The 24,198-nt window shown below is 60.5% G+C and carries 22 protein-coding genes; 20 read left to right on the top strand and 2 right to left on the bottom strand.

The annotated features are described in order from the left end of the window. Positions 1 to 2: 2 nt before the first annotated feature. Positions 3 to 488, bottom strand: coding sequence for a methylated-DNA--[protein]-cysteine S-methyltransferase (locus tag C1719_RS09175; protein ID WP_102374824.1), 486 nt, complete (start codon positions 486 to 488; stop codon positions 3 to 5). A 240-nt stretch (positions 489 to 728) separates the two neighbouring features. On the opposite strand from C1719_RS09175, the gene rpe reads away from it, so the two are divergent. The 6 genes from rpe to queD are packed head-to-tail and all read left to right on the top strand — an operon-like array spanning position 729 to position 6,191. After that, positions 729 to 1,433, top strand: a complete 705-nt coding sequence (gene rpe / locus C1719_RS09170; RefSeq protein ID WP_102374823.1) for a ribulose-phosphate 3-epimerase — start codon at positions 729 to 731, stop codon at positions 1,431 to 1,433. Beyond that, entirely contained in the window at positions 1,426 to 2,619 is a 1,194-nt protein-coding gene (locus C1719_RS09165) for a cysteine desulfurase family protein (RefSeq protein ID WP_102374822.1), read from the top strand. The genes rpe and C1719_RS09165 overlap by 8 nt, the downstream gene beginning before the upstream one ends. Before the next feature lie 2 nt (positions 2,620 to 2,621). After that, positions 2,622 to 3,431: a histidinol-phosphatase HisJ family protein gene (locus tag C1719_RS09160; RefSeq protein WP_102374821.1), complete on the top strand. Its 810-nt coding sequence runs from the start codon at positions 2,622 to 2,624 to the stop codon at positions 3,429 to 3,431. Between the two features lie 27 nt (positions 3,432 to 3,458). Next, positions 3,459 to 4,355: a Nif3-like dinuclear metal center hexameric protein gene (locus C1719_RS09155; RefSeq protein WP_102374820.1), complete on the top strand. Its 897-nt coding sequence runs from the start codon at positions 3,459 to 3,461 to the stop codon at positions 4,353 to 4,355. A gap of 10 nt (positions 4,356 to 4,365) precedes the next feature. Further along, positions 4,366 to 5,088: a zinc ribbon domain-containing protein gene (locus C1719_RS09150; RefSeq protein WP_102374819.1), complete on the top strand. Its 723-nt coding sequence runs from the start codon at positions 4,366 to 4,368 to the stop codon at positions 5,086 to 5,088. Next, positions 5,088 to 6,191, top strand: coding sequence for a 6-carboxytetrahydropterin synthase QueD (gene queD / locus C1719_RS15890; protein WP_245874575.1), 1,104 nt, complete (start codon positions 5,088 to 5,090; stop codon positions 6,189 to 6,191). Before C1719_RS09150 ends, queD begins: the two co-directional genes overlap by 1 nt. Positions 6,192 to 6,697: 506 nt before the next feature. Here queD and rpmB read toward each other — a convergent pair. Continuing rightward, the gene (gene rpmB / locus C1719_RS09135; protein ID WP_102376011.1) at positions 6,698 to 6,886 is read right to left on the bottom strand and encodes a 50S ribosomal protein L28; all 189 of its coding nucleotides are present in this window, start codon (positions 6,884 to 6,886) and stop codon (positions 6,698 to 6,700) included. A gap of 218 nt (positions 6,887 to 7,104) precedes the next feature. Here rpmB and C1719_RS09130 point away from each other — a divergent pair, with 218 nt between their 5' ends. From C1719_RS09130 to ffh, 14 genes are all read left to right on the top strand, one after another. Further along, positions 7,105 to 7,452 (top strand): Asp23/Gls24 family envelope stress response protein, encoded by a 348-nt coding sequence (locus C1719_RS09130; RefSeq protein WP_102374818.1) that lies wholly within the window; start codon positions 7,105 to 7,107, stop codon positions 7,450 to 7,452. Positions 7,453 to 7,526: 74 nt separating this feature from the next. Next, positions 7,527 to 9,161 carry a DAK2 domain-containing protein gene (locus C1719_RS09125; protein WP_102376010.1) on the top strand — a complete coding sequence of 545 codons (1,635 nt, stop codon included), beginning with the start codon at positions 7,527 to 7,529 and terminating at the stop codon, positions 9,159 to 9,161. Positions 9,162 to 9,180: 19 nt separating this feature from the next. Next, positions 9,181 to 11,415 carry an ATP-dependent DNA helicase RecG gene (locus C1719_RS09120; protein WP_245874462.1) on the top strand — a complete coding sequence of 745 codons (2,235 nt, stop codon included), beginning with the start codon at positions 9,181 to 9,183 and terminating at the stop codon, positions 11,413 to 11,415. A 2-nt stretch (positions 11,416 to 11,417) separates the two neighbouring features. Next, positions 11,418 to 12,017, top strand: coding sequence for a 16S rRNA (guanine(966)-N(2))-methyltransferase RsmD (gene rsmD, locus C1719_RS09115; protein WP_102374817.1), 600 nt, complete (start codon positions 11,418 to 11,420; stop codon positions 12,015 to 12,017). Next, positions 12,014 to 12,493, top strand: coding sequence for a pantetheine-phosphate adenylyltransferase (coaD, locus tag C1719_RS09110; protein WP_102374816.1), 480 nt, complete (start codon positions 12,014 to 12,016; stop codon positions 12,491 to 12,493). The genes rsmD and coaD overlap by 4 nt, the downstream gene beginning before the upstream one ends. Before the next feature lie 198 nt (positions 12,494 to 12,691). Next, complete coding sequence (locus tag C1719_RS09105; RefSeq protein ID WP_102374815.1) at positions 12,692 to 13,162, top strand: ATP synthase subunit B family protein; 471 nt, start codon at positions 12,692 to 12,694, stop codon at positions 13,160 to 13,162. Next, a complete protein-coding gene (locus C1719_RS09100) occupies positions 13,162 to 13,710 on the top strand; it encodes a YceD family protein (RefSeq protein WP_102374814.1) in 549 nt (182 codons plus the stop codon). Before C1719_RS09105 ends, C1719_RS09100 begins: the two co-directional genes overlap by 1 nt. Positions 13,711 to 13,727: 17 nt before the next feature. Further along, positions 13,728 to 15,536 (top strand): ABC transporter ATP-binding protein, encoded by a 1,809-nt coding sequence (locus tag C1719_RS09095; protein ID WP_245874460.1) that lies wholly within the window; start codon positions 13,728 to 13,730, stop codon positions 15,534 to 15,536. Positions 15,537 to 15,674: 138 nt separating this feature from the next. Beyond that, on the top strand, positions 15,675 to 15,854 hold the full coding sequence (gene rpmF / locus C1719_RS09090; RefSeq protein WP_102374812.1) for a 50S ribosomal protein L32: 180 nt from the start codon (positions 15,675 to 15,677) through the stop codon (positions 15,852 to 15,854). Positions 15,855 to 16,183: 329 nt separating this feature from the next. Beyond that, positions 16,184 to 17,230: a phosphate acyltransferase PlsX gene (plsX, locus tag C1719_RS09085; RefSeq protein WP_102374811.1), complete on the top strand. Its 1,047-nt coding sequence runs from the start codon at positions 16,184 to 16,186 to the stop codon at positions 17,228 to 17,230. Between the two features lie 5 nt (positions 17,231 to 17,235). Then, positions 17,236 to 18,090 (top strand): ribonuclease III, encoded by an 855-nt coding sequence (gene rnc, locus C1719_RS09080; RefSeq protein ID WP_102376008.1) that lies wholly within the window; start codon positions 17,236 to 17,238, stop codon positions 18,088 to 18,090. Positions 18,091 to 18,096: 6 nt separating this feature from the next. Further along, on the top strand, positions 18,097 to 21,639 hold the full coding sequence (smc, locus tag C1719_RS09075; protein ID WP_102374810.1) for a chromosome segregation protein SMC: 3,543 nt from the start codon (positions 18,097 to 18,099) through the stop codon (positions 21,637 to 21,639). A 2-nt stretch (positions 21,640 to 21,641) separates the two neighbouring features. Next, complete coding sequence (gene ftsY, locus C1719_RS09070) at positions 21,642 to 22,562, top strand: signal recognition particle-docking protein FtsY (RefSeq protein WP_102374809.1); 921 nt, start codon at positions 21,642 to 21,644, stop codon at positions 22,560 to 22,562. A 201-nt stretch (positions 22,563 to 22,763) separates the two neighbouring features. Further along, positions 22,764 to 24,176, top strand: a complete 1,413-nt coding sequence (gene ffh, locus C1719_RS09065) for a signal recognition particle protein (RefSeq protein ID WP_102374808.1) — start codon at positions 22,764 to 22,766, stop codon at positions 24,174 to 24,176. Positions 24,177 to 24,198: the final 22 nt, after the last annotated feature.

Genomic DNA, 24,198 nt, shown 5'->3' with positions numbered 1-24,198 from the left:
TCCTAGTCTTGGTGCTTGTTTGCCTTCTGCTCGAGATCGAGCAGAAACTCCTTTGTCTTCAGGCCTCCCCCGTATCCGATGGGTTTGCCGTTTGCGCCGATCACGCGGTGGCAGGGTATTACTATGGGCAGGGGGTTCTTGTTGTTCGCCCCGCCGACAGCCCGCTGCGCTCGGGGCTTTCCGATTGCTTCGGCTATCTCCCGGTAGCTTCTCGTCTCGCCGTAGGGGATGTCTGCAAGCGCAGCCCAGACGCTTGTCTGAAACGGCGTTCCCTTGGGGTTGAGGGGAAGGTCGAAAGCCGTCCTTTTGCCCGCAAAATACTCCTGGAGCTGGTTTGCCGCCCGATTGGTGAGCTCGGTCGGCCTCTCTGCGCCTTCGAGCTGTTTTTTCCCAAACGCTATCTCGGTGATCGACGAACCGTCCGCTGCGATGGTGATGTGACCGACCGGTGTGACGTACGGGAAGAACGTATGCGAAACCGCTGCCATGATGACCCTCCCTTCGAGACGTGTGGCTCATTATAATTCAGGGGAAACCGTCGTTGCGTGACGAACGGGTGACAACCGCGTACGCAGCGATTCTTGCACGGATGGCGCGCTTTGGCCCAAGGCGGGGTTTTGGCGGCGGCAGCGCTTTCCGCCATGTGCTTTTTCAGATGAGGGGCGAACCCGATCGCAGTATGCGGGGCTTACGCTACAATCGGCGTAGCGAAGAAAGGATTGAAGAGCATGTTTGAACCGGTTAAGATCGCGCCTTCCATACTATCGGCGGACTTCATGAACATGAGGGCCGATATCGAAACGATCGAGCGGGGAGGCGCGGGCTATGTGCATGTGGACGTCATGGACGGACACTTCGTTCCCAACCTCACGCTGGGCGTTCCCTTCGTCAAGCAGCTGAAAAAGATCGCGTCGATACCGCTCGACGTCCATCTTATGATCTCGAATCCCCTCGTGCAGCTTCCGTGGTTCCTCGATGCCGGCGCCGATATCGTAACCGTGCATCTCGAAGCGCTTGACGAGGTCGAAGGCGAAGTGGGGCAGGCGATCGGCATGATCAAGGCAGCGGGTGCCAAAGCGGCGCTCAGCATCAAGCCCGACACGCCCGTTGCACGGATCGCCCCCCATATCGGATCGCTCGACATGGTGCTTGTGATGAGCGTGTATCCCGGGTTCTCGGGGCAATCCTATATCGAGGGCAGCGATGCTCGCGTTGCCGAAGTCGTTGCGCTCGCCGAAGAGGCGGGAGCGAATCCCCTGATCGAGGTTGACGGCGGCATGGGCGTGAAAACAGCCGGGCTGGTTGCGTCTTGCGGCGCCGATGTCCTCGTGGCCGGCAACGCGGTGTTCGGCGCGCCCGATCCCGCTGTCGCCATCGCCGAGATAACCGCCGCCGCCGAAGCGGCGAGGCGGGAGGCGGACATCCGTGAATAGGCAGATCTACCTCGATTATGCGGCAACCGCACCCCTGTGCGAAGAGGCCGCCCGCGCAATGGCCCCCTTTATGGTGCCGGGGGCCGCGAACCTGCCGGCGGGCGGCAATGCGAATTCCCTCCATTCGAACGGACGGACGGCTTTCAACGCGCTTGAGGAGGCGCGCCGCTCGATCATGCGCGACCTCGGTGCGAAACGGCCCGACGAGATCGTGTTCACGTCGGGGGCGACCGAAGCCGATAACGCCGCTTTGTTCGGTATCGTAGCGGCTTCGTCCGAGCGGAGGAGGCAGCGAGGGGAGAAGGGCTTCGTTCCCCACGTCATCACGTCGGCCATCGAGCACGATGCCGTGCTTGCAGCCGCCCGCGTGCTCGAACGCATGGGTTGCGAGGTGACCGTGCTCGGTTGCGATAGACAGGGTTTCGTCGAGGTGCGCGCGCTTCAGGCGGCGCTTCGGGAGAACACCGTTCTCGTATCGGTTCATCTGGTCAACAACGAGATCGGGTCGGTGCAGCCCGTCGAGGAGCTTGCGGCGCTCGCCCACGGAGCGGGCGCTCTTTTCCATACAGATGCCGTGCAGGCGCTTGGCAAGATTCGCGTCGATATGGGCGAGCTCGGCGTCGATGCGGCCTCGTTTTCGGCGCATAAGATCGGCGGGCCGAAGGGTTCGGGCGTGCTCTACCTGCGCGCGGGGACGCCGTTTTCGCCGTTTATCGTGGGAGGCGGGCAGGAGTCGGGCAAGCGCAGCGGAACGCAGAACGTCTGCGCGGCGGCAGGCTTTGCCGCTGCATGCAGGGCCGCTTGCTCGATGCAGGAGTCGGAGGCCGCGCGCCTGCGCGGTTTGCGCGACGAGCTTTACGAGCGCCTCGGGTCGATCGCGTGCGTTCATCCGAGCGTCGAGGTGGAGCGGGACAGCCGCGATTTCGCACCCCATATCGTAAACGTGTGCGTCGACGGTTTCGAAAGCGAAACGCTCATCTTGCGGCTCGACATGAAGACCGTCGCCGTTTCGGGGGGCTCGGCCTGCTCGTCGCATTCGCTCGACCCGAGCCATGTGCTCAAGGCCATCGGCGTTTCGGACGATCGCGCCCTCGGCTCGCTGCGCGTATCGCTTGGGCGCTGCACCGAACAAGAGGATGTGGAATCGTTCATGATCGCATTCGAAGAAAGCCTGGGGGGGATGTAGGCATGGAGCTTGTCACGTTGCATACGCACACCGGCTATACGGCGCATGGAAGGGGCAGCGTCGACGAGCTCGTCGACGCTGCCCGTGCTGCGAGCATCACGACGATCGCGATCACCGAGCACTATCCGCTTTCGAAAGCCATCGATCCGACATCGTACGTATCGATGCCGCATAGTCGGCTCGAAGAATACGTCGCCGATGTCGAAGCGGCGCGAGAACGTTGCGACGATATCGAGATTCTGCTCGGATGCGAGCTCGACTGGCTCGGGTCGGACGAGGACCGCGTGTTCTCGCCTGGCGAGTTCGACCGCTTCGAGGTGGTTTTAGGATCGGTCCATTTCGTCGATACCTGGCCCTTCGATGATCCCGCCCAGCGCAGCCATTGGGACGAAGTGGGCGCCGATGCCATATGGAAACGCTATTTCGAAGTGTGGTGCGAATGCGTTTCTTCGGATATGCCCTTCACTGTCATGGCTCATCCCGATCTGGTTAAGAAGTTCGGGTTCCGCCCGTCGTTCGATCCGATGCCGCTGTACCGAGATGCCGTCGAGGCGACGGTCGAGAGCGGCAGGATGATTGAGCTCAACACTTCGGGATGGCATTACGCATGTGCAGAGGCGTTCCCCTCGCCGGCGTTGCTCGCCGAATTCTGCCGAGCCGGGGTCGCCTGCACCGTCGGCACCGATGCGCATGATCCGCAGCTGGTTGCCCGCGACATAGAAAAAGGGTACCGTGCTCTGTACGAAGCTGGTTACCGCGAGGTTACGGTGCCGACACGGGATGGGGGTCTCAGAGGCATTACAATCGAGTAAACCGCTCGCCGAGGAAAAGAGGTTGCCATGGTTACATCTCGAAGGGAAAAGACGAAGAACGGACTTGCACAAAGGGCATCGGGAACGCTGTCGAAGCAGGCGTTCACCATGAACATAGGAGCATTGGAACAGGCCCTGCTCAAGAAATACCCCGCCTCCGATGCGGAGGACTGGGACAGGACCGGCATTGCGGTAGGCGATCCCACGCGCGCGATCGAATCGGTTGCGCTCGCTCTCGACCCCACGGTCGAGGCGGTGCGCGAGGCGGCTGCTCTCGGAGCCAACGTTCTCGTCACTCACCACCCGACGTTTCTGGAGGCGCCGAGCAAGTTTCAGCCTGCGCCTTCAAGTGCCGAAATCGACGGGGCCGTCGTCTGGGCTGCTGTCGAAAACGGTGTCGCGGTCATGTCGTATCATACCGCGCTCGATGTGAGCCAGGATGCGGCGCGTGCGCTTCCCGGCATGCTCAATCTTACTTTCAAAGGGATCGTCGATCCGATCGAGACGAGCAAGAAAAAGGGCTATGGCCAGCTGTGCTCGGTGCGTGCCGCCGATGCGCCTTTGACGCTCGGCCAGCTCGCAGCGCGTTGCACGTCGGTGTTCGGCAAGCAGCCGCGCGTATGGGGCGATTTCTCGAAGAGCCTTTCGACGGTCGTCACCTGCACAGGCAGCGCTGCCGATCTTCCGTCGAAATGCCTCGTTCTCGGCGTTGACTGCCTCGTGGCGGGAGAAGTGAAGTATCATGATGCACTTGCGGCATCGCGGGCGGGGCTCGCCATCGTCGATTTGGGTCACGATACGAGCGAACTTCCCCTCGTGGCCGTGTTGGCGGCGGCCGTCGAGGCCGCGGGCGTGCCGAAGGAGAAGATAGCCGTGCTCGATCAGAGCGCGAATTGGATGTACCCCGAAACGACCAGGATGTAAGGATGAGCCTATGAAGGCAGACACGAAAGATCTGGCCACGCTGCTCAACATGCAGCATATCGATATGGAACTGATCCGTGCTCGGAAGAAGCTTGCCGAGCTGCCTCAGCGTGCGCAGATCCTCGAGATTCGCACGAAAAAGCAGGCGGTCGAAGAGAAGCAGGCGAAGATCGCGGCTATGAAAAAAGAAGCCGATCTCGCTGTAGCGCGCATAAAAGACGAAGACGGGCGCCTTGCGGCCCGTCAAGCGGAAACGCAGGAGAAGATCGATGGTTCGCGGGGCGATTACCGAAGCGTCGAGGCGTTGACGAAAGATCTCGGCGGAATTGCAAAGCGGCGCACGACGCTCGAAGAGGATCTTTCCGAAGCGAACGCGAAGCTGGTCCAAATCTCCGAGGTGCAAAGCCAGATCACCGATGCGCTCGAAAAAATCGTCAAGCAGGAAAACGTGTACGTCGCATCGTTTCAGAAAGAGGGTGGCGGCCTCGGTTCCGGCATTGCCTCGGCCGAGAAGAAGCGCTCCGAGCTGGCTGCTGCGCTGCCTGCCGATCTGCTTGCGGAATACGAGAAGATCGCGAGCAGATCAGGGGGGATCGCTTTGGCCCGCCTCGTCAACGGATCGTGCAGCGTATGCCGCGCGGCCATTACCGAGGGCAAGCTCTTGCAGGTGCAGGCCGAGGCGCCGCTGAGCACGTGCCCTGCTTGCAAGCGGATGCTGGTGGTGGGCGAGTGATGAAGGCCTACCTCAACACCGATGGAGGCAGCAGGGGAAACCCGGGGCCGGCGGGCTTCGGGTTCGAGCTTGTCGACGAGAGCGGCTCGTCGATCGCATCGGGCGGCTGGTTCCTGCCGAAGGCGACGAACAACGTCGCCGAGTACTCGGCACTGGTCTGGGGCTTGAGGAACGCCTTGGCCGCAGGTGTGACCGATATCGCGGTGCGTGCCGATTCCGAGCTTATGGTCAAGCAGATGCTCGGTCAATACAAGGTGAAAAGCGAAGATCTCAAACCTCTTTTCATGCAGGCGCGCGATCTGTTCGGCCGATTCGGCAAGGCTTCGATCGCCCACGTGTACAGAAACGAGAACAAGCGCGCAGACGCCCTCGCCAACGAGACGATGGATGCGCGGGGCCCTGTCGGGAGCTATCTTGTCGCATGGGAGGATGCTCCGGCGAATCTCTTTGATTTCGATGCCGGCGTAAATGCCCGACCCGAAAAAGACCGCGCCGCTGCGGTCGCTGCGACGGCGCCTGCCGGATCGTTCGACGCGTTCAGCGCGAAGGGTCTTTCGGGCGAGGCGTGCGCTTCGAAGCCGTCGGGGGATCCCGACGGGCAGCGCCTCGATTCGCTTTCGGGCGAGGCGTGCGTGCACAGCGGCGGCGAATCTCAGAAAGGAACGACAATGGAACGCAATCCCGCCTACACCGGCCCCGGCCGGCTTTCGGGGGAAACCTACGAGCATACGGGCGGCCACTACGAGCTCACCGTAAAAGACCACTTCGATGCAGCGCATGCGCTGCCGGGCTACGATGGACCTTGTCGCTTTTTGCACGGGCATACGTGGGATATCGAGGCTACGCTGGCAGGGCAGCATCTCGACGATGTGGGCATGCTTTACGATTTCAAAGCGATCAAGCGCGATCTCCATGCGATTCTGGAGAACTTCGATCATCGGTGCATCAACGAGGTTGCGCCGTTCGACGTGATCAACCCGACCGCCGAGCACATGGCGCGCGTTATCTTCTACGAACTCGAAAAGACGCTGCCCGCACCTATCTCGCTCAAAGAGGTTGCCGTATGGGAAAGCCCGATCGCCCGCGTGGCGTACCGCCCGTAGGGCTGTCGCCGCTGAGCGGCGATCGGCGGAAGCATGCGATGAACGCGCCCGGATTCACGGAACCGGGCGCGTTTTGCTTTGCTGCGAGGGTTGTTCGTCTGGCAAGCAGAACCGATCGATGGCAACGCTTCTTCCGAAAATGGTTGAGATTTACGGTTTGGGCAATGCCGGTTGTTTCTCAGGGATTCGCGATCAGGTGTTTTCCGAAGAGCGCTTTGCCGAGGAGGTCTTCGTTTGCCCCCATCGCTGCCCAAACCGTAAATCTCAACCATTTTTGCCTGCTCCGCTGTCGCATTGGGACCAACGTTCGATCGCCGCATGCATGAAAGTCTGCCAAGGGAAATGCAAAGTGCCGCATGAAGGGTGTGGGCAAACCAGACGTCTCGCTCCCTTTGAGGGTTGGCGGGCACCTGCTCGGGCTTCCGACCCGACGCTCTCGTACATTCGAGGAAACGCAAAAAAGCCCGCCGCGAGGCGAGCTTTAGGGCAAGGGGAACAGAAGAGCTTTAGGCGCGCTCGATCTTTCCGGCCTTGATGCACTTCGTGCATACGTTGGCGCGTTTGACCTTGCCGTCGATCTTCACGGTGACCTTCTGAACGTTCGGGCGGAAGACGCGGTTGGTCACTCGGTGCGAGTGGCTGACGTTGCGTCCGGCGACCGGAGCTTTTCCGCAAATTTCACAAACCTTAGACATCTCAATCAACTCCATGTACGTTTCGGCAATATACCGTTGATGACAAAAAAGCCTAAACACTATACCACAGGAAATCTTACGCATACAAGAATTTTTAGTGTATTATCGCCCGTGGAATTATCAGGCATTCTGCACAGCATCTGCCCCATGCGTTATACTTCTTAGCTAGTCTAAGCACATATACGAACCGTAGCAAGTTTGTTCGCGAAAGGACCATCATGACTCAGACAATTCCGGGCAACCTCCACGTTGCCAACGACGTTCTTGCCGATCTCGTCGGCAATGCTGCGCTCGAGTGCTACGGCGTCGTCGGCATGGCGGCACCAACGGCAGCGGACGGAATCGCGAAGATACTGCCTGCCTCGAGGCTGCGTCGGGGCGTTATCGTCACAACTACCGAAAAGGGCGTCCACGTCGATCTGTACGTCGTGATCGAATACGGCACCAACATCAACGCCGTATCCCAGAACCTCATCGATCAGGTTTCGTTCGCGCTCACGGAGTACGCGCGCGTTCCGCTCGACGGCGTTGATGTTCACGTCCAGGGAATCAAGGTGCGCAAGTAACCCGAACGGTATATGGAAGACTGCGCCTCCCGGGCGGGATTATGCGCGGATGCAAGCTAGGAGTAAGACTCAAGATGCCAGAATCATACACAACGAACGACCTTCTCAACGCCATAGCGGTCGCATCGAAGGCGTTGGCCGAGCGCAAGGATGAGGTTAACCGCCTCAACGTGTTTCCCGTGCCCGACGGGGATACCGGCACCAACATGTCGCTGACGGTCGAGATGGTCGTCGACAACGTGGCAAAACTGCCCATTGGAGCAAGCGGAGCTGAAATTCGCAAGGCAATCACGACCGGCGCGCTGATGGGTGCGCGCGGCAATTCCGGTGTCATTACCTCGCAAATTTTACGCGGCCTGTGCGAGGGGAGCGCGGATTTCGAAGAGCTTTCGACCGAGAGCCTCGACGCGGCGTTCTCCCACTCCGCCGAAGTCGCCTTCCAGGCTGTCCGAAAGCCGGTGGAGGGCACGATCCTCACCGTGCTCAAGGACAGCGCCTCGGCGGCGAAGAGGGCGCGCAAGAAGAAGCTCGGCGTCGAAGAGGCGCTCGAGTCCATCGTGTCGGAAGCCTATGCCTCGGTTCAGCGGACGCCCGATCTGCTTCCCGTGCTCAAAGACAACGGTGTCGTTGACGCTGGCGGCTTTGGTCTCGCCATCCTGTTCGACGCCTTCGCATCGGCGCTCATCGGCAAAGAGGGCCCGATGGTCGACGAGCTGGCGTTTGCGCGCGGAACGGCGCCGAGGGTCGAGATCGAGCAGGTGAACGATTGGGAGGGTTCCCAATTCAGGTACTGCAACGAGTTCCTCGTCGATTCCGATTCACTCGACAAGGACGAGGCGCTCGACTTTTTGGCCACGATGGGCGATTGCGAGCTGTGCGTGGGGGAGACGCCGAAGTTCAAGGTGCACGTTCATTCGAACACGCCCGACAAGGTTCTCAAGTACTTCCTCGATCGCGGTCAGATTTCTGAGGTGCACATCCACAACATGCAGCTGCAAAGCGAGGCGCGCGCAGCGGGACTCGCCGCCGAAGAGGCTGAAGCCGAGCACAAGCCGATCGGATTCGTAGCCGTGGCACCGGGAGCGGGCAACGCCAAGATCCTTGAGAGTTTGGGGGTCGATGTGGTCGTTTCGGGCGGGCAGACGATGAATCCTTCCACGAAGGACCTGCTCGATGCCGTCAACAAGGTGAATGCCGATGCGGTGATCATCCTTCCCAATAACAAGAACATCATCATGGCCGCGCAGAGCTGCGCGGGTTTGTCCGAGGTGCCTTGCGCGGTCGTTCCCACCACGAGCGTTCCGCAGGCGTTTTCGGCGCTGTTCGGGTTCGACGAGTCGGCGAGCCTCGAGGAGAACGTCGAATCGATGACCGAGGCTTACGAGGATGTGAAGACCGGCGAGGTCACCGTCGCCATCAAGGATGCCAAAGACGCCCATGACAACCCCATCAAGGAAGGCGATACCATCGGGATCGCCGACGGGTCGATCGAGGCGGTCGGTTCTTCGACGGAGCAGGTCGTGATGGATCTGCTCGAGGTTATGGATGCCGAAGACGCCGATACGCTGACCATCCTTGCGGGCGAGGATATGGACGATGCGTCCTTCGACGCGCTCATCGCCTCCATCGGGGAAAAGTACGAGGATCTCGAGATCGATTCGCATCGCGGCGAACAACCGCTCTATCCCATCGTGATGTCGGTCGAATAGGGAGTTGGCAGCAAGTCGTTTGAGCGGGCATTCCACATCGACACCCAACGGCAAGGCGGCGGGGGAGACTTCCCTCGACCGCCTTGCTGCTACCTTGGCCTTCGACGAGCCGGTCAGCCGCGTTCGGCTTGTGAGCCCTATGAGGGCGGGCGCTCTCGACAAGCTGGGCGTGCGCACGATACGCGATCTGCTGACCCATTTTCCACGCCGCTACATCGATATGTCGCGTATCGCCGATGTTGCCCGTGCCCCCATCGGCGAGATGGTCACTATTGCGGGCACGGTGCACGAAATCAAGCTCAAAAAACCCAAGCCGAAGTTCTCGCTTGTGGAAATTGCGCTGACCGACCAATCCGGCGTGCTCATGATCACCTGTTTCCGGCAGCCCTGGCTCATGGATCAAATCGAGAAAGGGGATCGGCTCGCGGTATCGGGCAAACTCGAATTCAATTACGGGTTCAAACGCATGACGAATCCCTTTATCGAAGAGGTGGGCGATTCCTTCGACGAAAAGACGGGACGCATCATCGCCGTTCATCCTGCCACGGAGAAAATCACGACTGCCTGGATGCGCAGGCTCGTGGGAAACGCGCTCGATTCGTGCGCGGGTGCACTCGACCCGCTTCCCATCGAGCTGAGGACGAAATACCGCCTGCCCAGCAGGATGAGCGCCCTTTCGGCCATACACTTTCCGACAACGATGGCGGAGGTAGGGATGGCGCGCCGCCGCCTGGTGTACGAGGAGGTGCTCATGCTCGAATTGCATCTCATGATGGACGAGATGCAGCGCAGTGAGGGCAAGCCGACAACCGCCCATGTGACCGACGGGGCGCACCGAAGGGCGCTTGAGGAAAACCTTCCGTTTACATTGACCGACGAGCAGGTTTCGGCGCGCGACGACATACTGCGCGTTATGGAATCGAAACAGGCTGCGAACCATATGCTTCTCGGCGATGTCGGCACCGGCAAAACGATCGTCGCCTCATTCGCCCTTGCGGCCGTTGCGGATACGGGCACGCAGGCGGCCATGATGGCGCCAACCGAAGTTCTGACGCGCCAGTACGCCGAAAAGCTCGGTCCCTTGCTCGACGCGGCGGGCATCACCTGGGAGGTGCTCACGGGCTCGACCGGCGCAACCGAGCGGGAGGCTATCATCGGACGGGTGGCCCAGGGCACGGTGGATGTTCTTTTCGGCACCCATGCGCTGCTCGAAGACGACGTTCGCTTCGCCGATCTCACGCTTGCCGTCATCGACGAGCAGCAGCGCTTCGGCGTCGATCAACGTGCGTCTCTGCTTGCGAAGGGGCAGGCTCCCGATGCGCTGTACATGACTGCCACCCCGATTCCCCGCACGCTTGCGCTCGCCTTGTACGGAAGCCTTACGCTCTCCTATATAAAAAACCGCCCGCTCAACGCCGCCGGGAACGAGACGAAGGTGTATTCGAGGACCGAGCGGGGTCGCGCCTACGATGCCGCGCTCGCAGCGCTTGCCGAGGGGCATCAAGTCTATGTGGTGTGCCCGCTTGTGGGAAAGCCTCATCCCGGATCCGAAAACGAGCGGAAAGCGAAGCGGGAAAACGATCTCGAGGCCGACGATGAATACGAATACGCGGTCATCAGCATCGAGGACGAGGCGGATATCGAAGACGATGCCAAGGCGGCTGTTCGGGAAGCGCGGTTCCTTCAGGAGAAAACCTTCGTCGATTACAAGGTCGACCTGCTTCACGGCAAGATGAGCGGAGCGGAGAAGCAGGAGGCCATGGAGCGCTTTCGTTCGGGTGAGAGCCAGGTTCTCGTGGCGACGACCGTTATCGAGGTCGGTGTCGACGTTCCCAATGCCACGGTGATGATAATCGAGGATGCGGAGCGCTTCGGCCTTTCGCAGCTTCATCAGCTGCGCGGCCGCGTGGGGCGCGGGACGGAACCGGGCGAGGTGTATCTGATATCGGGATCCAAGGCGCCCTGCGCACTCGAGCGCCTTGCCGCGATGGAGAAAACCGAAGATGGATTCGAGCTGGCAAGCTACGACCTCTCGCTCAGGCGCGAAGGCGACATCCTTGGAAACCGGCAGCATGGAGCATCGGTGCTCAAGCTGGTCAACGTGGTGCGCGACGGCAAGATAATCGAGGCGGCGCATGCCGATGCCCGTGCGATGCTCGCAGAGGACGCCGGTCTTCGGAGCGATCGGTACCGTGCGCTCGGGCGCGAGGTCAGGCTCGCGTTTCGGGGGGCGAACGAGGTTAAGGGAGGATAGCGGTGCGAATCATCGCGGGAGAATATCGGGGTCGGGTGCTGAAAGCTCCGAAGGGCGAGGGAACGCGGCCGACGACCGATCGGGTTCGCGAGGCGCTCATGAGCGTTATCGCAAGCGCTCGGGGCGGGTTCGATGGGGCAGTAGTGCTCGATGCGTTCGCCGGATCGGGTGCGCTCGGGATAGAGGCGCTGTCGCGCGGTGCGGCGTCGGCGCAGTTCTTCGAACGCGACGGTGCGGCGATCAAAACCCTTGCGGACAACATCCGTGCGATCGGCGTCGAAGCGCCCGGTCGCGGTTCGCGTGCGCAGCTTCGGCGCGGCGACGTATTGAAAAAGCCGCCGATTTATGCGAGGCCGGCTTTCGACCTCGTGTTTCTCGATCCCCCCTATGCAACCGACCCGATTGAGATCTCGCGCTTTGTAGATGAGCTCGACAGGGCGGGGGCGCTTGCGCCCGGCGCGCTTGTTTCGTACGAATACGCGAAATCGGACGATTCTGCCGTCGAGGGCGCATTCCAATCGCTACAATGGGAAACCGTTTCGAAAAAGCACTACGGCGATACGGCAATCGCCCTGTTTGGAAGGATGCACGACTCGTTATGAAACGCGCAATGACGCCCGGCACGTTCGACCCCATAACCGAAGGGCACTTGGATGTGATAACGAGGGCTGCCCAGCTCGTCGATGAGATCATCGTGGCCGTGGCGGCTTCCCCGAAGAAAAAACCGCTTTTCACGCTCGACGAGCGCGTTGCGCTTGCACGGCAGGCGACTGCTCATCTTCCAAACGTCAGCGTCGAGCCGTTCGACGAGCTGCTGGTCGATTTTGCCGAGCGCATGGAAGTTACGGTGGCCATCAAGGGTCTGCGGGCCATCACCGATTTCGAGTACGAGTTTCAGATGACCGCCATCAACTACCAGATAGACCGAAATCTCGAGACGCTTTTCATCATGTCGCCGCCCGAGTACATGTATCTCTCGTCGTCGGTTGTGCGCGAGATCGCGAGCCTTCATGGCGATGTGAGCGAATTTGTTCCTGCTTGCGTGAAAGATGCCCTCGAAAGAAAGTACGCCGAATAGGATATCGGCGCACAGGCGCCCGCGTTCGGGCGCAAGCTGACGGCAGCGTAACCCTTCGTTGACGCAAATGTGCGGTTTATGCAGGGAGTTTCGATTTTATGGAGCTTCATGCTAAAATATCGCGATGGTGTATACCGAAGCAACGCTTCATACCCATATACGCAGTTCAAACGCAGCAGCAAGGTTGGAAGGACAGCAATGGACGAAACGGGAGTGTTGGGCTTACTCGAAGAGCTCTCTATCCTCTTGGAAGATTCTAAGCCGGTTTTCGGCAAGGGCAACATGCGCCAGGTCGATATTGCAGCCGCATTCGAGATCATGGATGAGATTCGCGACACGTTCCCGAGCGAGTTCTCCCAAGCCCGTCAGATCGTTCGCGAGCGCCAGAGCTTGCTCGACGATGCGGAAGCCGAGGCGAGCCGCATGATCGACGACGCGCGCAGCCAGGCGATGACCATTGCCAGCGAACAGGAGATCGTTCGCATTTCCCAGCAGCAGGCCGAAACCATCATGGCCGATGCGCGCGAGCTTGAGCGCCAGACGCGTGCCGGTGCCGAAGACTACGCCGACGAGGTGTTCGGCCATGTCGAGCAGAGCCTCGATACGCTGATCGGCAACGTTCGCCGTTGTCGCGATCGTTTGAACGCGAATTCCATGGCGGGACGATAATGTCGGATACCCGCATACTGGTACCGAGCGAACTCTTCGCCCCTGCGGAGAGTTCTTGTTTTGAGGGTACGTACGAAGCCGGCATACTCAAGGCGGGCCCCGATCTCTACGAGTTCGCAGGTCCCCTTGTATGGCAAGCCACCGTAACCAACACGGGCGGCGCCCTGCTGGTGACCGGAACGGTCGAAGGCGTGGCCAAAACCTCGTGCGCGCGGTGTCTCAACACCTTCGAGTTTCCCGTCACCGGCGAGATCGAGGGCTATTTCCTTCTTTCCGAAGAGGAGGAGGCGCCCGAAGACATGGACGACGACGAATTCTCGTATCTTCCGAAGAACAACGTGATCGAACTCGATCCGCTCATAAAGGCCGCCCTGTTGCTCGAAATGCCGCTCGTGCCGCTTTGCGACGACGACTGCAAGGGCATCTGTCCTGATTGCGGGGCCGATCTCAACGAGGGTCCCTGCTCTTGCGGCGAAACGGATGACGGCGAAAAGGATGGGGCGAAGAATCCGTTTTCGGTGCTCAAAAATTTTCCGTTCGAGAATTGATGCGCCGGACAGACCGTATGCAGCCAGCCGATGAAGCAGCTCAGCCGACCGTGCGCGCCCTGGAAGTTGTGGGCGCGTTCGTTTCTTATTACAGGCCCTATCGGGCGCTTCTGTTCTTCGATCTGTTCTGCGCGTCGGTGCTGGCGCTCGTCGATCTCGCCTTTCCCCAGATACTGAACTTTTTCACCAAGGAGTTCTTCCTCGAGGCGCCCGATACGATCGTCGCGTCGCTCGGGCTTATCGCTGTTCTGCTCGCGGCAATGTATGCGGTGCGCACGGCGTGCCAGTACTTCATCACAAGCTGGGGCCACATCATGGGAGCACGCATGGAGGCCGACATGCGCCGCGATCTCTTCGAGCAGTACCAGCGCTTGAGCTTCTCGTACTACGATCGTAACAACACGGGAACCATGATGAGCAAGCTCGTCACCGACTTGTTCGACATCTCGGAGCTCGCACATCACGGCCCTGAGAACCTGTTCATCTGCATTCTTAAGATAGCCGGCTCGTTCGCGCTTCTCTTCCTCGTGAACGTGCCCCTCACGCTCATTATGCTGGCTGCCACGGTCGTCATGGCGGCGTACGCGTTTTGGCGCAACTACCGCAAGCGGACCATCTTCACCGAGAACAGGAAGAAGATGGCCGATATCAACGCGAGGCTCCAAGATTCGCTCGGCGGAATCCGCGTGGTGAAATCGTTCGGCAACGAGCGGATCGAGATCGGCAAGTTCGACGAGAGCAACCATCGCTTCGTCGACACCAAGGAGCTGTCGTATCGGTTCATGGGATCGTTTCATGCGGTGAACTCGCTTTTCATCGGCGTTCTGTACACCGTGACCATCGTGGGCGGCGGCTACTTCGTCGCGCAAGGTGCGCTAGAGGTGACCGATTTGGCGATCTATGCGCTCTACATAGGGATATTCGTCTCTCCGGTCGAGCAGCTCATCAATTTCACCGAGCAGTTCCAAAAGGGATATGCGGGCTTCAGACGTTTCATGGAGGTGCTGCGCGTGCGTCCCGATATCGAAGACGCTTCCGGTGCCCGCGACCTCGCCGACCTTGAGCGCGAGCTTCGATGCGATACCGGCGGACAGGTCACCGGCGAAATCCGCTACGATGACGTTCGCTTCTCCTACGACGGCGACCATGAGGTGCTGCAAGGCCTCGATCTGCATGTTCCTGCAGGCTCGACTGTTGCCCTCGTCGGACCGAGCGGGGGAGGAAAGACTACCACCTGCTCGCTTCTGCCGCGCTTCTACGATGTGTCGGCAGGCTCGGTGTCGATCGACGGCATTGACATCCGCGAGGCGACGGTGGGCTCCCTGCGCCAGGCGATCGGCATCGTCCAGCAGGATGTGTATCTGTTCGACGGCACGATCCGCGAGAACATTGCCTACGGAAAGCCCGAGGCAACCGACGCCGAGATCGAGCATGCGGCATCGCTTGCGAACATACACGAATTCATCTGCGATCTCGAAGATGGCTACGACACCTACGTAGGAGAGAGGGGAGCGCGTCTTTCGGGCGGCCAGAAGCAGCGCATCGCGATCGCGCGCGTGTTTCTCAAGGATCCGCGCATCCTCATTCTCGATGAGGCCACGAGCGCTCTCGATAACGAGAGCGAGCGCAAGGTGCAGCAATCGCTCGAAGATCTGTCGCGCGGAAGAACGACGCTCGTGATAGCCCATCGCCTCTCGACCATCAGAAGCGCCGATGCGATTGCCGTGGTCGAGGGCGGCCGGGTCGTGGAGTTCGGAACCCATGAAAGCCTTATCGGGATCGACGGCACCTATGCGCGCTATTACCGCATGCAGTTCGGATCGTAGCGCCTATTTTACGTGCGGATTCCATAAAACCCATATTGCACGAGGGAGATGCGTTTGTTAGAATATCTCTTCGCGTGTTTAACGATTGCTTTTTAATACCGGGCAGTCAGTCCGGCTTGGAAAAGGAGTACAAGGATCATGGCAGTACCTAAGCGTAAAATGGGCCGTGCTCGCACCAATGCCCGTCGGAGTGCTAACGACAAAATTGCGGCACCCTCTCGTTCCGTGTGCCCGCAGTGCGGCGAAGCAAAGCTTCCGCATCGCGTGTGCCCGAACTGCGGCTTCTACAAGAACCGCGAAGTCATCGAGACCGAGTAACCTCGGCTCGTGCATCCGTGCGGCAAGATCCGCTCGGGTAGGCAAGCGAAGCTCTCCGGGCTGCCTTGTGCGAGGCATCTCAGAGAGCTTCGTTTCGTTTTGCGTGCGGGGGCGGAGCCTTTCCGTTGCGCCGATTGCTGCGTCGGCCTGCGTCCGGGGTTGCGGGGAGAACCCGCATGGGCAGGTACCGCGCATGCTGATTTGGTTTTCGGATAAAGAAAAACCGATGGTGCCGACGATGCCCGCTCTTTGCTTATAATTGATTGCGGCCGTAAGGCCGACCGGGTACGCAACGGCGCAATGCGCCGTCTGCAACGCAAGGAGAAACGATGTCTGAACAAGTTACCTTAACGGTCGATGCGCTCGGAGGAGATCACGCGCCCGATGTCGTGCTCGACGGCGTCGCTGCGGCTCTTTCCGAAGATGCCGATCTTCATATTCTGCTCTGCGGGCCCGCCGAATCCGTCGAGCCGTTCGCCGCGCAGCACGACCGCTGCAAAGCCGTTGCGACGACCGAGTTCATCGCAATGGACGAACATCCCGCCAACGCCGTGCGCAAGAAGAAGGATTCTTCGATCGTCGTGGGATGCCGGCTCGTCAAGGAAGGCGAGGCCCAAGGGTTTTTCTCCGCCGGCTCGACCGGGGCTTGCCTAGCTGCCGCAACGCTTGTCATGGGGCGTATAAAAGGCGTTTCGCGACCGGCCCTGTGCACGGTCATCCCTTCGCCCGCCAAGCCCGTTGTGATGTGCGACGTGGGGGCGAATGCCGATTGCAAGCCGGAATACCTCGTGCAGTTCGCGCAGATGGCAACCATCTACACCGAAAAGATCATCGGCATCGAAAACCCGAAAGCGGTTCTGCTCAACATCGGCGAAGAGGATACGAAGGGCTCGGCTTTCGCACAGGAGGCGTTCTCGCTGCTGAAAGAGCAGGTTCCGAATTTTGTCGGCAACGGCGAGGGGAGCGATATCCTGCCGGGCAACTACGACATCTTCGTGACTGACGGATTTACGGGCAACGTCTGCCTTAAAACGATCGAAGGGACGTCGAAGACGCTGTTCAAGGCGCTGAAGGGCATCTTCTATTCAAATGTCTTCACCAAACTCGGTGCGCTCGCCATCAAAGGAGGCCTCAAAGACCTCATGGCTCAGGTAAGCCCCGACACGTATGGGGGAGCGCCGTTGCTCGGTGTGAAGGGCGCCTGCATCGTGGGGCATGGGTCATCGAACGCGACCGCCGTCAAAAACGGCATCCACACGACGGCCCGCATCGTCCGCACCAAAGTGTCTGAGACGATTGCCGAGACGGTTGCATGCAAGAGCTCTTCGAAACAGGCCGAACCCGGACAGGGGTCGGCAGATGCGGGAGATCGGTGATCGGGATGACGAGCTCCGAAGAACAGCATGAAAAACTCGCGCGGGCGCAAGAGATCCTGTCGTATACGTTTGTGCACAAGGAACTGCTGCTTGCGGCCATCACGCATCCTTCTGCTACCGAGGGAAAGTCGGTCAAGTTCTCTTACGAGCGCCTTGAATTTCTCGGCGACAGCATCCTCGGCGCCATCGTGGCCACCGAGGCGTTCCATCGTTTCCACGATCTTGACGAGGGCGGCCTGACGCGCATCAAGGTGGCGCTTGTTTCCGGAACGAGCCTTTCCGATGTCGCTGCCGAGCTCGGGTTCGCCGACATCATCGTGTTCGGCTCGTCGGAGACGGGGACGGGCAAGCGCGGTCTGCACTCCGCGCTCGAAAACGTGTACGAGGCCATCGTCGCGGCGCTTTACCTCGACGGCGGCATCGAGACCGCAACCGCGTTCGTCGAGCGCACGCTGATACCGCGCATGTCGCTCGATATGGCAAGAGAACCCGAGAATCCCAAAAGCGCCCTCCAGGAAAAGTTGCAGGAAGACGGCATAACCCCTACCTACAAGCTCGTCGAAACGCAGGGGCCGCCGCATGACCGCACGTTCGTCGCCCAGGTGTTTGCGGGAACGCAGGGCCTTGCGCGGGGGACTGGCAGGACGAAGAAGGAAGCCGAGAGCCAGGCCGCGAAAAGCACGTTGGCCCGCTTGAGCGACTTTTTCGGTTTGGGCGCCGACGCGAAGGCGGCCCGCACGGAAAAAGCCGCTGCGAAAGCGGCGCTGGCTGCAGCAAAGGCTGAGGATAAGGCCCGCAAGAAAAGCGAGCGGGACCGCGCCAAGCAGAATAAGCAAAGCAAACAGAAAAACCGGGAGTAAAGAGACGTGTATTTAAAATCCCTTGTCCTCAAAGGGTTCAAATCCTTTGCCGATAGGAGCGTGCTTTCGCTCGAGCCGGGCATTACGGCGATCGTGGGGCCGAACGGCTCGGGGAAGTCGAACATCTCCGACTCGGTTCTCTGGGTGCTCGGAGAGCGCAATGCGAAGAACCTCCGCGGCCAGGCCATGGAGGACGTTATCTTTGCCGGCTCATCGGCGCGCAAGAGCGTGGGCATCGCCGAGGTCGATCTCGTGTTGGACAACAGCGACGGAACGCTTCCCGTCGACTACACCGAAGTTGCGGTCACGCGCCGCATGTACCGAAGCGGCGAGAGCGAATACCTGATCAACGGCGCGCTCGCCCGACGAATGGACGTGCTCGACATCCTTCACGATTCGGGTCTGGGCACGGGAACCCATTCCATCATCTCCCAGGGCAGCCTCGATTCGATTCTGCAATCGAAGCCGGAAGACCGCCGCGCCATCATCGAAGAAGCGGCGGGCGTTCTCAAGCACAAGCAGCGCAAGCTCAAAAGCCAGCGCAAGCTCGAGCAGATGGACGTGCACCTTGCAAGGGTGCGCGATGTGGCGGCGGAGGTCGAGAGGCAGCTCAAGCCGCTCGAACGCAAGGCGAAGCGCGCGCAGGCCTACCAGGGCCTCGCCGACGAACTCGCCGAGCTCAATCTGCTGCTCGCGGTCGATGACCTGCGCATGCTGCAGGAGAAATGGGGAAAGGCGACCGAGCTCGAACGGGATCTCGACGGTCAACTCGTTTCCATGCGCGAGGCGATCGATGCCTCCGAGAAGGAGATCGAGGCGTTGCAGGAGAGGATCCAAGAGCGAAACGTGAACACGGGCGAGTTGTCGCGGCAGTACCGCCGCGCGCAATCGGCGCTCGAGCGCTTCGACGCGACTGCGCTTTTGCTTCACGAGAAAAAGCGCGCCGCCATGAGCTACGAGAGCGAGATCCAGATTTCGCTTGCCGCCAACAAGGAGAAGGCGCGCCAGACCCAGGAGGACCGGGCGCAGGCCTTAGAGCAGCTCGAAGAGGTTGCGGCCGAGAAGCGGAAGGCCGATGCGCAGGTTGAGGCGCTGCTTGCCGAGCAGCGCGATCTTACCGAGAAGCGCTCTGCGCTTGAGCGAAGCGTGCAGGAGTGGTCGGGCAAGGAAAAATCGCTGGCTCGCGAGATCGAGACGACGCGTCTTGCCCAAGCGGAAACCAACGAGCTGTTGACCAACAGCCGCGCCCATGAAAAGCTCATCGCCGGGCACAGCAAAGAGCTCGAGATACAGCTGGCCCATGCGAAAAGCGATTACGACCGCGCCCATGGCACAGCCGAAGCCAACGAGCGTAAGCTCGCCGAGCTCAAGGAGCTTGAAGAGAAGGCCCGCCAGAGCGTATCCGATGCATTTGCAGCTCGCGAAGAGGCGCGCGAGGCGTTCGACGGCGCACGCGATGCCGCATCGATGCTCGCATCGGAGATCCGCGGGCTCGAGGAGGTCGAGCGGGCGAGCGAGGCGGCCGGCCCGGCGCTTTCGTGGCTTATGGAACACCGAGAGGAATTCGAGGCGGGCATCGAGCCTCTGTCTCATGTCATAATCGCGCCGAAAGGCTCGGAGATGCTCGTCGAGCATTTGCTTGGCGGCGATCTTGCGGCGCTGTTCGTGTCCGACACGGCAAGCGCGAACGTCATTGCCGAGGCGTTGTGCGCAGTCGAGGAGACGGGCGAGGTCGTTTTGCTGCCTCGCAAATCGATGCGCGCCCCAGTTGCTGAAACTTGCGAAGGCGAGCGGCTGGTCGATGCGCTCGAGTATCCTGAGGAATGCGCCGATGCCGTCGAGGGTCTGCTCGGCGACGTGTACCTGTGCGAATCGAGGGAAGCTGCGATAGCGGCCCACGAGGCTTCCGCAGGCGGTGCGCGTTTCGCCACGCGCGACGGATTTGCGATATGGCCGAACGGAAAGATGGTCGTCGGCGCCAACCAGCACGACGAGGAGGGCGCCTTGGCCCGGCACCGTCGCATCGAAGAGCTGAGAGGCGAGCTCGTGCAAGCCGAAGAGGCGCAGGCCGAGGCGGGAGCGGCGCGCGATGCGGCCGACGGGGCGCTGCGCGAGGCGCAGGGGGAGAGCCTCAAGCTTTCCCAGGATCTGGCGCAGTTGAAAGGCCAGACCGATTCCTCGAAAGAGGAGTTGAAACGCGCCGAAGCGAAGCTCGCGGCGCTCCAGCGCGAATTCGAGGACCTTGAGCGCCAGCGCGCTGAGGCGCAGGAGGTGCTCAAGACTGCGCAGCCGACTGCCGACGAACTGGTGGCGAAGCTTGCCGAGCTTGAAAAATCGCTCGAGGAGGCTAAGCGGAACACGGCGCGTTTCCAGCAAGAGGTGTCGCCCCTCAGAAAGCGGGCGAATGACCTCTCGAACGAATTTTCCGAGGCGCGTTTGGCGGCGGCGACATCGGCGGAGCGCGAAACCTACACAAGGCGCGTCGTCGAAGCGCGCGAGCGCGAGATCGAGTCGATCATCGCCCAGGACGAAACGGCGAAGGACACCTTGGCGAAAAAGGCGCTCGCACGCACGCGCGTCGTGCCGCTGCTTGCGGTGTTCGAGGAGCTGTCGGACAGTGCGAAGAAGTGGACGCAGCGCCTTGAGGACGAAACGCTTGCGGCTCAGGATTCCTCGAGCGGGCTTCATGCGGCGATGAGCGAGGCCCGCAAGAAGAGCCGCGAGGCCCACGATGCTTTCGATGCGGTCAACGAGAGGCTCTCGCAGGCCCGCGTGGACAAGGGGCGTCTCGAAGTGCAGGTCGAGGCCGCTATCGGCACGATCGTGAACGATTGCAAGACGCCGCTTGAAACGGCGCTCGCGACGCCTCCGCTTGAAAACCGCGCTGAAACAGAGGATAAGACGTTCAAGCTCAGACGTCGCATCGCCAACATGGGAACGATCAATCCCGATGCGGCGGTCGAATACGAACAGCTCAAGCGGCGCTACGACTATATGGCTTCGCAGCTCGACGATCTGAACTCGGCGCGCAGATCGCTCTCCAAGATCGTCAGCGTCATCGATGCGCGGATGAAAGACGACTTCGTTAAAACATACGAGCAGGTGAATATCAACTTTCAGGAGATATTCGCCATGCTCTTCCCGGGCGGATCGGCTGAACTTTCGCTTGTCGATCCCGAAGACCCCGAAAACACGGGCGTCGAGGTGACGGCCCAGCCGCGCGGCAAGCGCATCACCAAGATGATGCTCATGAGCGGCGGCGAGAAATCGCTCACGGCGCTTGCGCTGCTGTTCGCCGTCTACCGCATCCGATCGACGCCGTTTTACATTCTCGACGAGGTCGAAGCCGCGCTCGACGATTCGAATCTGCGCAGACTCTGCGCTTACCTCGATTCGCTTCGTCATACGACGCAGCTTATAATGATCACCCATCAGCGCCGCACCATGGAGATGGCCGACGTTCTCTACGGCATCTCGATGCAGGCGGATGGCGTAACGCGCGTGGTGAGCCAGAAGCTCGACCACGCACTTCGATATGCGGAGGATTGATAATGGGATTTTTCGATAGGATCAGCGAGGGGCTCTCCCGTTCCCGCGATAAGTTCAAGGAGCAGATGAACGTCCTTTTGGATCGCGGCCCCGATCTCGACGACGAGTTCTGGGACGGCCTCGAAGAGACGCTCATCTTAAGCGACGTGGGCGCGAGCGCAGCTTCCACCATCGTGGAAAATCTGCGGGATCAGGCGACGCGCAAGGCGCTTCCCGACGCGTATGCCGTGCTCGATCTGCTCAACGACCAGATCGCCGACACGTTCGCCGAGGGCGGCGAGAGGGTGTTCGACGAGGATGCCGCCATCGTTTTGTTCGTGGGGATCAACGGCACGGGCAAGACTACGACGGTGGGCAAGATCGCTAAAGAGGCGACCGATGCCGGGCGCCATGTGCTGCTCGGCAGCGCCGACACGTTCCGTGCAGCTGCCATCGAGCAGCTTGAAGAGTGGGCAAGGCGCGCCGATGTGGAGATATGCACGCGTGAGCGGGGGAGCGATCCGGCCAGCGTGTGCTACGATACGATCGAGCGAGCCGAATCGACGGGTGCCGATCTCGTGCTCGTCGATACGGCCGGACGCCTGCACACGTCGGCCGACCTCATGCGCGAGCTCGAGAAGGTCGTGAACGTCGTGCGCAAGCGGGCCAACATGCCCGTCTACACCGTGCTCGTCACCGATGCGACCACCGGTCAAAACGGCTTGCAGCAGGCGCGCGAGTTCGACCGTGCGCTCGATTTGGACGGCGTGGTGGTGACGAAGCTCGACGGTACGGCCAAGGGCGGCATTGCGCTCGCCGTAAGCCACGAGCTCGATCTGCCCGTTCTCAAAATCGGCGTAGGCGAGGGCATCGACGACCTGAAGGATTTCGACGCGCACGATTTTGCAAGAGCCCTCATCGGCGATTTCGACAAACGAGCTTAGCCGCGCATCTTCGATCGGAAACGGTTCGTGATGCGCTTTCGGCGGCAATCCTTGCGTAGACCCCGTTCGGCGCAGTGCGGCCCCGCTTGAACCGGGTGCAATCGTTTGTTTGTGGGCTCGGGGCTTTGCGGTTCGTCGGTTAGCGGTGTTGCAGTATAATTTCACAAACGCATAAGACCATACCGACAGAGGATCGCATCCATGCTAGAAAACCTTTCCGAACGCTTGCAGGGCATATTCTCGGGCCTGCGCGGCAAGGGCCGTTTGACTGAGGAAGACATCAACCAGGCCATGCGCGAGATCCGCATGGCTTTGCTTGAGGCGGACGTTAACTTCAAGGTTGTGAAGACCTTCATCGCGAACACCAAGGAGCGCTGCCTCGATGCCGAGGTGCTCGAATCGCTCACACCCGCTCAAAACGTCATCAAGATCGTGCTCGACGAGCTGACCGAGCTTTTGGGGCGCACCGATTCGAAACTCGTGCTGGGAAGCCGTATTCCCAACGTCATCATGCTCGTCGGTCTGCAGGGCTCGGGCAAGACCACCGCTGCGGCGAAGCTGGCCTATCGGCTCAAACAGGAAAACCACCAACCCCTGCTCGTGGCTTGCGACGTGTACCGTCCCGCAGCTGCCGATCAGCTCGAAACGCTCGGCGGCGAAATAGGCGTGCGAGTCTACCGCGGCGACGGCGAGAACCCCGTGAAGATTGCAACCGAGGGCATCCAAGACGCCATCGACAGCCTGCGCGATGTCGTTATCATCGACACTGCAGGTCGTTTGCATGTTGACGAGGAGATGATGACGGAAGCCGAGAACATCAAGCGCGCCGTCAAGCCCGACCAGATACTCATGGTCGTCGATGCGATGACCGGTCAGGACGTCGTCAACGTGGCCTCTGCCTTTGCCGAGCGGGTTGATTTCGACGGCGTGATCATGTCGAAGATGGACGGCGATGCACGCGGCGGCGGCGCCCTTTCGATCAAGCAGGTTACAGGCAAGCCCATCAAGTTCATTTCATCGGGAGAGAAACCCGATTCGCTTGAGGAATTCCACCCCGACCGCATGGCCAAACGCATCCTCGGCATGGGCGATGTGGTGAGCCTTATCGAGAGCGCGGCGAAGATCGAGGCCGAGGAGATGGAGGCCGAGGCAGCCGAGCGCATGATGCGCGCCCAACTCAACCTCAACGATTTTCTTGATATGAACAAGCAGATCCGCAAGATGGGCGGCGTCTCGAAACTCGTCGCAGCGCTTCCCGGCGGCGATAAGGCCATGTCCCAGGGACAGATCGACGAAAGCGCGCTCGACCGCATGGAGGTCATCATCCACTCGATGACGCTTCAGGAGCGCGAGAAGCCCGATGTGCTCAACGGCAGCAGGCGCGCGCGCATCGCGGCGGGCGCAGGCGTGCAGGTTTCGGATGTCAACCAGGTTATCAAGAAGTTCAACGAAACAAAGAAGATGATGAAGCAGTTCATGCCCGCCGACGACGGCAACGCTCGTCGCGGCAAGAAGGGCAAGAAGAAACGTCGTCGCTCGCTGCCCGGCATGGGCAACATGAGCATGGCCGACATGAAGAAGATGCAAGACATGCTCAAAGGTCTCGATAAATAGCAGAAAGATCGCGAAGGAGGTC

The sequence above is a fragment of the Raoultibacter massiliensis genome (assembly GCF_900199545.1).
Lineage (GTDB): Bacteria > Actinomycetota > Coriobacteriia > Coriobacteriales > Eggerthellaceae > Raoultibacter > Raoultibacter massiliensis.
The sequence above is the reverse complement of the archived record's forward strand: the minus strand, read 5'-3'. Positions and strand labels throughout refer to the sequence as shown.

Coding starts and splice junctions, on each gene's coding strand:
- C1719_RS09175 (WP_102374824.1), bottom strand. CDS start 488: ATGGCAGCGGTTTCGCATACGTTCTTCCCGTACGTCACACCGGTCGGT.
- rpe (WP_102374823.1), top strand. CDS start 729: ATGTTTGAACCGGTTAAGATCGCGCCTTCCATACTATCGGCGGACTTC.
- C1719_RS09160 (WP_102374821.1), top strand. CDS start 2,622: ATGGAGCTTGTCACGTTGCATACGCACACCGGCTATACGGCGCATGGA.
- C1719_RS09155 (WP_102374820.1), top strand. CDS start 3,459: ATGGTTACATCTCGAAGGGAAAAGACGAAGAACGGACTTGCACAAAGG.
- C1719_RS09150 (WP_102374819.1), top strand. CDS start 4,366: ATGAAGGCAGACACGAAAGATCTGGCCACGCTGCTCAACATGCAGCAT.
- queD (WP_245874575.1), top strand. CDS start 5,088: ATGAAGGCCTACCTCAACACCGATGGAGGCAGCAGGGGAAACCCGGGG.
- rpmB (WP_102376011.1), bottom strand. CDS start 6,886: ATGTCTAAGGTTTGTGAAATTTGCGGAAAAGCTCCGGTCGCCGGACGC.
- C1719_RS09130 (WP_102374818.1), top strand. CDS start 7,105: ATGACTCAGACAATTCCGGGCAACCTCCACGTTGCCAACGACGTTCTT.
- C1719_RS09125 (WP_102376010.1), top strand. CDS start 7,527: ATGCCAGAATCATACACAACGAACGACCTTCTCAACGCCATAGCGGTC.
- coaD (WP_102374816.1), top strand. CDS start 12,014: ATGAAACGCGCAATGACGCCCGGCACGTTCGACCCCATAACCGAAGGG.
- C1719_RS09105 (WP_102374815.1), top strand. CDS start 12,692: ATGGACGAAACGGGAGTGTTGGGCTTACTCGAAGAGCTCTCTATCCTC.
- C1719_RS09100 (WP_102374814.1), top strand. CDS start 13,162: ATGTCGGATACCCGCATACTGGTACCGAGCGAACTCTTCGCCCCTGCG.
- C1719_RS09095 (WP_245874460.1), top strand. CDS start 13,728: ATGCAGCCAGCCGATGAAGCAGCTCAGCCGACCGTGCGCGCCCTGGAA.
- rpmF (WP_102374812.1), top strand. CDS start 15,675: ATGGCAGTACCTAAGCGTAAAATGGGCCGTGCTCGCACCAATGCCCGT.
- plsX (WP_102374811.1), top strand. CDS start 16,184: ATGTCTGAACAAGTTACCTTAACGGTCGATGCGCTCGGAGGAGATCAC.
- rnc (WP_102376008.1), top strand. CDS start 17,236: ATGACGAGCTCCGAAGAACAGCATGAAAAACTCGCGCGGGCGCAAGAG.
- ftsY (WP_102374809.1), top strand. CDS start 21,642: ATGGGATTTTTCGATAGGATCAGCGAGGGGCTCTCCCGTTCCCGCGAT.
- ffh (WP_102374808.1), top strand. CDS start 22,764: ATGCTAGAAAACCTTTCCGAACGCTTGCAGGGCATATTCTCGGGCCTG.